This window comes from Streptomyces sp. NPDC001941 (assembly GCF_040296945.1).
In the GTDB taxonomy this organism is placed as follows: domain Bacteria; phylum Actinomycetota; class Actinomycetes; order Streptomycetales; family Streptomycetaceae; genus Streptomyces.
This window is the reverse complement of sequence record NZ_JBEOYE010000183.1, coordinates 1-8,851: the sequence shown is the minus strand read 5'-3', so window position 1 is coordinate 8,851 and position 8,851 is coordinate 1. Positions and strand designations below refer to the sequence as shown.

Genomic DNA, 8,851 nt, shown 5'->3' with positions numbered 1-8,851 from the left:
GGGGGGGGGGGGGGGGGCGGGCGGGCCCGCGCCGGCGCCCCCCCCCCCCCCCCCCCCACGTCCGGCGCTCAGTCCCGTACGAGCAGGCCCTCCAGGAGCGGGCGGAAGTGGTCGAAGCCGGGGGTGGGGTGCTCGGGGTCCTTGGCCCGCTCGTCCCAGCGGCGTACGAGCACGGCGTCGCGCGCGCCGTCCCGCTCCTCGAACCGCCCCGCCTCCTCGGGGGACATGGGCCCGCCCTGGACGCGCAGGGTGTGCACGGAGGCCTCCGAGAGCAGGCCGAAGTAGCCGGGCTCGACCGCGCACAGGTAGCGCTTGGCGGCGACGTGGAGGCGGACCGGCTCGGTGACCTCGGGCCCGAAGTGCCGGGCCAGCCAGTCGGCCCCGGTGTGGCTGTGCCGGTTGTCCAGGCCGCCCTCCATGAGGTCGCGCCCGGTGACGGTGCCGTGGAAGTGGCCGATGTCGTGCAGCAGCGCGGCGGCGACCAGGTGGGCGGGGGCGCCCTCGGCCTCGGCGAGCGCGGCGGCCTGGAGCATGTGCTCGGCCTGGGTGACCTCTTCGCCCAGGTACTCGGCGCCGCCCTCGCCCTCGAAGAGCGCGGCGAGTTCGTCGACGGGGTTCACGCGGCGGCCCCTTCCCGGCGCAGCACTGCGAGCGTGGAGAGCAGCGAGTCGAGGTCGGCGTAGGTGCCCTGGAGGTGGCGCTCCCCCGACTCCTCGAAGGCCGTACGGGCGTGCAGCAGACGGGTGTTGTCGAAGACCAGGCAGTCGCCGGGGGCGAGCCGGAAGTCCAGCTGGAGCCCGGGGCGCAGCAGGATCGCGGCGAAGCGCCGGTAGGCGGCGTAGAAGGCGTCGAGCCGGGCGGCGTCCAGGCGCAGGGTGCCGATGGAGCGGTTGTTGAAGCGGACCTCGCGGACGCGGCCGAGCGGGTCGGTCTCGATCAGCGGTCGTTCGGCGCGCAGTTCGGTGCGGGCGTCACGGAAGGCGAACGGCACCGGGGTGGCGGTGAGCACGGCGAAGTCCCCGGGCGCCTCCTCGCGCAGCAGGGCGGCGGCCCGGAAGCCGTCGACGAGCCCGGAGTCGCCGCCGCGTGCGGCGTTGGCCAGGCAGTGCAGGAGCTGGAGGGTGGGGACCGGGTCGCGGTAGGGGTTGTCCGTGTGCGGGGTGATGTGCTGTCCGGTGAAGGCGAGGTTGTTGGGGTCGCGCTCGACGCGGACCTCGAAGAGCTCGCCGTAGTTGGTCTCGCGGACGTAGCCGAACGATCGTGCCACGTACAGGACTTGGCGGTCGCGGCACGGCACGCCGCGCAGGACGACGAAGCCGAGGCGCAGGACCTGCTCCAGGGCGCGGGCCCTGGTGCCCGCGTCGGTGCGGTATGCGTCCCAGTCGGCCTCCGGGAGCCGGTCCCGCAGCGCGTCGGCGGTCCAGGTCTCCTTGTCGGCCTCGGTGCGCCCGTCGCCCGCGGGGGCGGCGGTGAACCACTCCTCGGGGTAGTGCGAGACGTGGCCGTCGGGCGCCCAGACGACCTCGCGGGCCGGGGCGCCGGAGGGGGTGCGGGCGGGGCGCTCGGCGGCGACGGCGAGGTCTTCGGGCAGGTCGGTGATCTGGAAGAGCTTCTGGCCATTGCGCGGGTCGCGGCAGTCGGCGCAGGGGCAGTTGTCGCGCAGCCAGTAGGCGGGGGGCGGCGCGGGGGCGGTCGTGGCGTCCATGGGGCACTCCTCGGCCGGGCGCTCCGGGCGCCCGGACGTGCAAGTTGTACAGACAGCTTTCGGTGTGCCCCGAGCCTCACAGCCCCCGGTGACGCGGGGGTGAAGCCCGGGTGACCAGAGAGCCGGTCACCCGCGCCCGCTCGACCTGGGGACCTGTCCGCCCGCGCCCGCCTGACCCCTTGTGCGCCCCCGCCTGACCCCTTGTGCGCGCGCCCGCTTCAGCGTCTTCCGTACGCGCCCGCTTCAGCGCTCTCCGTACGCGCCCGGGTCCCGGTACACCGCGTCCAGGGCCAGGTACGCCCCGCCGCGCGCCGCCGCCGCGAAGCCGAGGGCGGAGAGGCGGACCTCGCAGCCGCCCGCGTCGGGGGCCATCACGCGGTCCCGGACGACCTCCTGGACGCGGGGCAGCATCAGGTCGCCGAGGTGCGTGAAGTAGCCGCCCAGGACGATCAGCCGGGGGTTGAGGACGTCGGCGAGGAGGGCCAGGCCGAGGCCGAGGTCGTCGGCGACCCGCTCCAGGGCCCGCAGGGTGCGCGGGTCGCCGTCCCGGGCCCGCTCGCGCAGCCGGGCCAGCCGGGCCTCCGGCGCGACGCCCGGGTCGTGCGGCGCGTCGCCCTCGTCGGCGGCCAGGCGCAGGACGGCGTCCAGGCCGACCATGCCCTGCCAGCAGCCGTGCCGGCCGCAGACGCAGGGGCGGCGCTCGGGGTCGAGCGGCATGTGGCCGACCTCTCCGGCGAACCCGGTCGCCCCGCGCAGGAGTTGGCCCGCGCTGATGATGCCGGCCCCGACGCCGCGCTCGCCGGTGACGCACACCATGTCGTGGACGCCCTCGTCGCGGTCGAGGAAGTACTCGGCGAGGGCGGCGAGCTTGGCGTCGTTGTCCAGGGCGAGCGGCGGGTGCGCGGCGCCGAGCCGGGTGCGCAGCCCGGCGAGCACGGGGACGTCGCGCCAGCCGACGCCGGGGGCGTGGACGACCGTCCCGTTGACCGTGTCGACGACGCCGGGCGCGGCGAGGGTGAGGCCGACGGGGCGCACCCCGTCCCCGGCGAGGGCGTCGAGGCAGTCGGTGACGACGGCGGCGGTGCGGTCCAGGACGGCCCCGGGTCCGGCCTGGGCGACGGCGAGGGGTTCGCGGTGCTCGGCGACGACGTCGCCGCGCGGGGTGAGGGCGAGCAGGTGGAGGTAGCTGGTGCTGATCTCGACGCCGACACCGGCGAGGCCCCGGCCGTCGAGGTGGACCAGGGTGCCGGGGCGGCCGACGGCTCCCTCGCGGCGGGCGGGACCCTCGCGGAGGAGCCCCCGGCCGACGAGTTCGGCGACGAGCGGGGTGACGGTCGGCTTGGGCAGGCCGGTGTCGGTGGCGATCTGGGCGCGGGAGCGCGGTCCGCGGTCACGCAGCAGGCGCAGGATGGTCCCCAGGTTGGCGGGGCGCAGGGAGGCCCGTTCGCGGGGGCGGGCGGTCCCGGCCGGGGCGGCCGCGGAGGGGTGGGTCACGGGGTCCTCGTCTCTGCGCGGGGGCGGTCGGGGGCAACTGCGCGGTGGTTCCTGGGCACATGATGGCAAGCAGCGCCGCGGGAGCGATCTCGGCCGGATGCCTTGACAGGTCTTTCTTTAGTTCGGATTCTATTCAAACTAATAGGCACCCGGCAGTGAACCCCCTGAACCACCCGGATCCACCGCTCGGAACCACCCCTCGGAACCACCGCTCTCCCCCCCCCCTTCGAGAGGAGCACTGTGCCCGCCCCCACCCGAAGCAGGACCACCCGGAGCAGGACCGCCCGCGCGCTCGCCGTGACGGCCGCGCTGCTCGTCGGCGTACTCCCCGCCACCGGCACCACCGCGACGGCCGGGACCAAGGCCCCCGCGCTCAGCGTGAAGATCGGCGCCAAGGGCCCCTGGAACAACCCGGACGACACCCCCGCGGCCACCTACACCGACAAGAACGGCGTCTTCTACTACCAGTCCGCGCACGCCCTGTACGGCGCCGACGACGACCGGTCCTGGGGCTTCTACACCGGCAAGGACCTGGACACCGCCACCCGCTCCGCCGCGCTGAGCGACGCGGTGAACCCCGCCAACCCGGACGACCGCAACAACGACACCACCTGGCGCTGCAACAACAGCCCCACGGGGCGCGAGGCGTCGTACGCGCCCGGCTCCTCGTCGTACGCGCAGAAGAACTACTGCGACCTGATGGGCGTGTGGGTCGACCCGGACACCGGCGACTGGTACGGGCTCGTCCACAACGAGTTCACCCCGCAGCCCTTCGGCGACGGACTGCACTACGACGCCATCGACCGGGCCGTCTCCAGGGACCAGGGCCGCACCTGGACCATCAAGGACCACGTGCTCACCTCGCCGTACAGCACCCGGCGCGGCGACAACACGGCCTTCCCGAACGACACTTACCACTACGGCAACGGCGACGCCCGGCTCTTCGTGGACACCGCGTCCGGCTACTTCTACGCCTACTACAACTCCCGGGTCATCCCGAAGGGCGGCGTCCCCGGCGGCTGGACCGACGGCAGCCGCGCCCACGTGGCCCGGGCCCCGATGTCCGGCAAGATGGCGCCGGGCTCCTGGCGCAAGTGGTACGACGGCGCCTGGTCGCAGCCGGGCACCGGCGGCCTGGAGAGCAACATGGAGCCGGTGGACGCCACCCACACCACCGGCTACACGCCCGTCGCCCACGACTACTCCCCCGCCAACGACGGGACGATCGCCGAGCAGCAGGCGGCCGGGAAGCTGCCCGCCAAGTCGGACCTGCTCACCATGAACATCGCGTACAACGCCTACCTCGGCCTGTACGTCGGCGAGCCCGAGGCGGTCGTCCAGGACGGCTCCGAGCCGCAGCGGTTCTACGTGACCGACGACCTGGCCACCCAGAAGTGGCGGCTGGCCGGGGACTCGGGCGACTACCGCACCGGGTCCTGGTACCGCTGGATGCTGGACGCGGTCAACAAGACCGGCTCCACCATCGTCGGCAAGACCTTCCGCTCGTACTGCTCGTTCTTCTGCTCGGGCGGCAAGGACGGCGAGTACTACGACACGGTGATCGACACCAGCGCCCCGGCCGCGCCGGTCACCTCGGGCGGCTCCTACACGATCGGCGCGGGCAGCCGGCTGCTCTCCCAGGTCAGCGGTTCCAGCGCCACCACCTCGGGCGCTTCGGGCGCCAACTCGCGCCTCGCGCAGTGGGTGTTCACCTCCAACGGTGACGGTTCCTACCGCATCGCCAACGCCTCCACCGGCCGTCTGCTCGGTGTGGACGCCGGCGGCAACGCGGGCCGCGCCTGGGGCGCCAGGCCGACGGTGACGGCCGCCCCGGCGGGCGGGCCGACGGTGGGCCAGCAGTGGTTCGTCGTACGGAACACCACGACCGGCGGCGCGCCCACCGGCACGTACCGCCTGGTCAACCGCTACAGCGGCCTGGTCATCGGGCTCTCCGCCACCAGCGGGCGGCTCGCCGAGACCACGCCCACCCGGGCCTGGACCGACACCAGCGGCAGCGCCGTCGGCGGCGCCCGCACCACGGCCGAGCAGACCCTGAAGCTCAGCCCCGCACCGGCCCGCAGGCCCTGACCCCACCCGCGTGTTCCCCGGGGCCCTCGGGCCCCGGGGAACACGCCCCTCCACCGACACCGCGCGAAGAGGCCCCGCCCGTGCCCACCCGGTACCACCTCAGGTTCCAGCTCCACCCCACTCCTGCCGCCGAGCGTCAGACGGCCGAACTGGCCGCGTTCTGCCGCGAGTCGGGCGTGTCGGAGGTCGTCCTGCTGCTCGCCGCCGAGGAGTTCCACGACGGGCATCCGACAGGCGCCGACGAGGACGGCCTCTACGCGACGACCGCGGCGGCCACCGCGGTCCTGCGCGACGCGGGCCTCGACGTGAGCCTCAACCCGTGGGTGACCACCGGGCACGCCGACCGGGGCCGCGTGGACCGCCTCGGCTTCCACCCCGTGGTCGGCGCCGACGGCCGCACCGCGCGCGCCCAGGCCTCCCTGGCCTGTCCCCGCTGGCGCGGCTGGCTGGCCGCGCACTACGGACGGTTCGCCCGGCTGGCCCCGCGCACGCTGTGGCTGGAGGACGACTTCCGCCTCCACAACCACGCGCCGCTCGCCTGGGGCGGCGGCTTCGAACCGCTGATGCTCGACCGCCTCGCGGCCCTCGTCGGCGCGCCGGTGACCCGGGAGGACGTGCTGGCCGCCGTGACCGCGCCCGGCCGGCCGCACCCATGGCGCGCACTGCTCCGACAGACGTGGCGCACCGCCCAGTCGGAGGTCGCCGAACTGGTCGCCCGGACGGTCGCCGAGGAGTCGTCGGGCCGCACCCGGCTGGGCCTGATGACGTCCGACCCCGCCGCGCACGCGGTCGAGGGCCGGGACTGGGCCGCCCTGTTCGACGCGGTCTCGATCGGCGGCGAGGCCGTCCACCGCCCGCACTTCGCCCCGTACGAGGACGCGCCCGGGCGGAGCCTGGGCCGCTCGGTGTGGACGCTCGACCACCAGCGCACCCTGCGCCCCGCCGGGGTGCGGGTGGAGCCGGAGATCGAGAACTGGCCGCACACCGCGTGGTCCACGTCCGACACCCAGACCTGGTCCGAGCTGGTGACCGCCCAACTCTCCGGCGTGGACGCGCTGTTGCTGAACCTGCTGCCCGTGCCGTCCGGGCACGCCGGGCGCCACCCGCGCGTCGCGGGACTGCTGCGCCGGGCCCGCCCGGCCCTGGACCACGTGGCCGACCGCGCGCACCGGGACACCGACGGGGTCGCGGTGGTCACGCACCCGGACGCGCCCGCGCACGTGCGCACGCCGCGCGCGGGAACGCCCGGCGACCTGGCCGTGGACCCGGGGCCCTGCGCCGGCTTCCTGCTCGGGTACGGGGTGCCGGTGACCGCGGGCGACGCGCCGGTGCGGGCGCTGTTCGGCCAGGGGGCCCGCGCCCTGGACGACGCCACGCTGCGGCGGCTGCTCGGCGGCGGGCTGCTGCTCGACGGGGTGGCCGCCGCCGTCCTCGCCGAGCGCGGCTTCGGCGAGCTCACCGGTGTGGCCGTCGAGGGGGTCGTCGAGCGCGACGCCCCGGCCGCCCCGGGCCCGTACTCCCTGGAGCGCGTCCTGGGCGGCTGCCCCGTCGCCGAGGACGGCGTCGACCTGTTCCTGAGCGTCAACATGCAGCCCCGGCTCGCCCGGCTGCGCCCGCTGCCCGGCGCCGAGGCGTGGACGGAGGTGCTCACGCCGGACCTGCGCCCGTGGGGCGCGGGACGGTGCGTGTACGACAACGCGCTCGGCGGCCGGATCGCGGTCCTGGCCGCCACGGACCCGGCCGCCCTGCCCCGCGACGACGACGGTCAGCGGCTGCTGCACGCCCTGGTCCGCCGGGTCGAGGGCGAGGACTCCGAGCTGCCGCTGGTGTCGGGCGGACCGCACCTGGTGCCACGGCTGGCCCGCAACGGGGGCGGGCGGCAGCTGGCCGTCGCCAACGGCAGCGCCGACCCGGCGCGCCCCCGCGTCACGCTGCCCCGGGGGGCGCGCCTGGCGGAGGCCACGCTGCTCGCACCGCTCGCGCCGCCCGCACCCGCGACCCTCACGGCCACGGACGGAGTACTGACGCTCGATCAGGAGCTGCCGCACCGGGGCTGGTTGCTCCTGGACCTGGACACGGACTGACGGCCGCCGCCGCGACACGCCGGGCGGGCGACGGTCCTCCGTATGTCCCGCCAAGTGCCCCCTTCCAGGTGAAAGGGAGGGCCAGGCGGAGGACCCACCACGAACGCGCGCAACCTCTGCGGGCAGTGACCCTCCGTCAGGTACTTCTCCCCGAGTCATCTGGAGACCCATGTCCTCCCAGCTCATCCGCCCCGCCGCCCGTCTGCGCCGCGCCGCCGTGCTGGCCTGCGCCGCCGTCGTCGCCTCGGCCGCCGCCGTCGCGGGACCGGCCGCCGCCGCGTACGCCGCCCCCGCCCCGGCCGCCGCCGTCGCGGTCGCCCCGGCGGACACCCCCGTCGTCAACGGCGACGTGACGCTGGCGGTGAACGGCGACCTCGGCATCACCGGCCAGGTGTCGCTCCAGGTCGGCGGCGGCACCCTGGACGTCTCGGACGGTCAGATCCACGGCGGGACCATCGACCTCACGGGCCAGGTCGTCCTCGGCGCGGGCGCCAAGCAGGCCGTCCTGACCGGCGTGAAGATCGACGTGGCCACCGGTGACGTCAACGCGCAGATCAACGGCAAGGCCGTGGTCCTCGGCCACGTGGACACCAGCTCGGTGCACCTGTCGTCGAAGGCGGGCGACCGCACGCTGACCGTCGACATCGGCGTCTCGGACAGCAACAACATCCAGCTCAGCGCGGAGGCCGCGGCCGAGCTCAGCGCCGACCTCGGCGTCGTGGTCGACGCGGGCGCCGACCTGTTCACCGGCGAGGTCGACGCGGGCGTCCTGCTCGACGCGGACCTGGCCGCCGCACTGGACGTGGACGTGGACGTCCTCGTCGACGCGGACATCGACGTCGACGTGGCCCTGGACGCCGTCATCGACCTCGGCCTGGACCTGGACCTGGGCCTCGGCATCAGCCTGCTCTGACGCCGACGGCCCGTGGGGGTGGGGCGCCGTGGCCCGGCGCCCCACCCCCACGGGCCTCACCCGTGCGCCCGCAGCCAGCGCCGCAGCACACCGAAGTCCCCGACACCGAGCCCCCGCCGCGCCTCGACACGGTGCAACAACGCCGCACCGGGGTGGTGCCGGGCCACCCAGGCCCGGTCGGCCGCACCGATCTCGTCGTCGACCCAGACGAACGGCCGTCCCCCGGCGGTCCCGACGAGCGTCCGGGTCTTCCAGTGCCGCCCGGACACCTCGTCCTCCTCGTCCTCGTCCGGCCAGTCGACGACGGGCAGCGGGGGCAGTCCGAGCCAGGGCGCCACGGAGTCGTTCGCGTCGTGCGTCCACGTCGTGGCCCACACGAGCCGGCAGGGCAGCTCCCGCAGGAGGGGTCCGAGAGCCGGGTCGATGCGGGAGATCAGCGGGTTGCCGTCCGCCGCGCGGGGCGCGTGCACGGACTCGTACGTCGGATGGCCTCCGGGCAGTTCCCGCGGCGGGGCGCCGAAGGGGATGAGCGGGCCGTCGACGTCGAGGAAGAGCAGGGGAGGTCCG

7 protein-coding genes are annotated in these 8,851 nt (G+C 75.4%); 3 read left to right on the top strand and 4 right to left on the bottom strand.

The annotated features are described in order from the left end of the window. Nucleotides 1-68: 68 nt before the first annotated feature. From ABT160_RS45685 to ABT160_RS45675, 3 genes are all read right to left on the bottom strand, one after another. Complete coding sequence (locus tag ABT160_RS45685) at nucleotides 69-620, bottom strand: phosphonate degradation HD-domain oxygenase (protein ID WP_351656000.1); 552 nt, start codon at nucleotides 618-620, stop codon at nucleotides 69-71. Beyond that, a complete protein-coding gene (tmpA, locus tag ABT160_RS45680; RefSeq protein WP_351655998.1) occupies nucleotides 617-1,705 on the bottom strand; it encodes a 2-trimethylaminoethylphosphonate dioxygenase in 1,089 nt (362 codons plus the stop codon). The genes ABT160_RS45685 and tmpA overlap by 4 nt, the downstream gene beginning before the upstream one ends. 243 nt (nucleotides 1,706-1,948) lie before the next feature. Continuing rightward, nucleotides 1,949-3,199, bottom strand: coding sequence for an ROK family protein (locus ABT160_RS45675; protein ID WP_351655995.1), 1,251 nt, complete (start codon nucleotides 3,197-3,199; stop codon nucleotides 1,949-1,951). 240 nt (nucleotides 3,200-3,439) lie between these two features. Between ABT160_RS45675 and ABT160_RS45670 the strand changes: the two genes are divergently transcribed. The 3 genes from ABT160_RS45670 (at nucleotide 3,440) to ABT160_RS45660 (ending at nucleotide 8,284) form a co-directional block, all read left to right on the top strand. Continuing rightward, the gene (locus ABT160_RS45670) at nucleotides 3,440-5,287 is read left to right on the top strand and encodes an RICIN domain-containing protein (protein WP_351655993.1); all 1,848 of its coding nucleotides are present in this window, start codon (nucleotides 3,440-3,442) and stop codon (nucleotides 5,285-5,287) included. Nucleotides 5,288-5,367: 80 nt separating this feature from the next. Beyond that, complete coding sequence (locus tag ABT160_RS45665; protein ID WP_351655990.1) at nucleotides 5,368-7,371, top strand: hypothetical protein; 2,004 nt, start codon at nucleotides 5,368-5,370, stop codon at nucleotides 7,369-7,371. A 169-nt stretch (nucleotides 7,372-7,540) separates the two neighbouring features. After that, a complete protein-coding gene (locus tag ABT160_RS45660; protein ID WP_351655988.1) occupies nucleotides 7,541-8,284 on the top strand; it encodes a hypothetical protein in 744 nt (247 codons plus the stop codon). Nucleotides 8,285-8,340: 56 nt separating this feature from the next. Here the strand turns inward: ABT160_RS45660 and ABT160_RS45655 are convergent, their stop codons facing one another. Next, nucleotides 8,341-8,841, bottom strand: coding sequence for an HAD domain-containing protein (locus tag ABT160_RS45655; protein ID WP_351656003.1), 501 nt, complete (start codon nucleotides 8,839-8,841; stop codon nucleotides 8,341-8,343). Nucleotides 8,842-8,851: the final 10 nt, after the last annotated feature.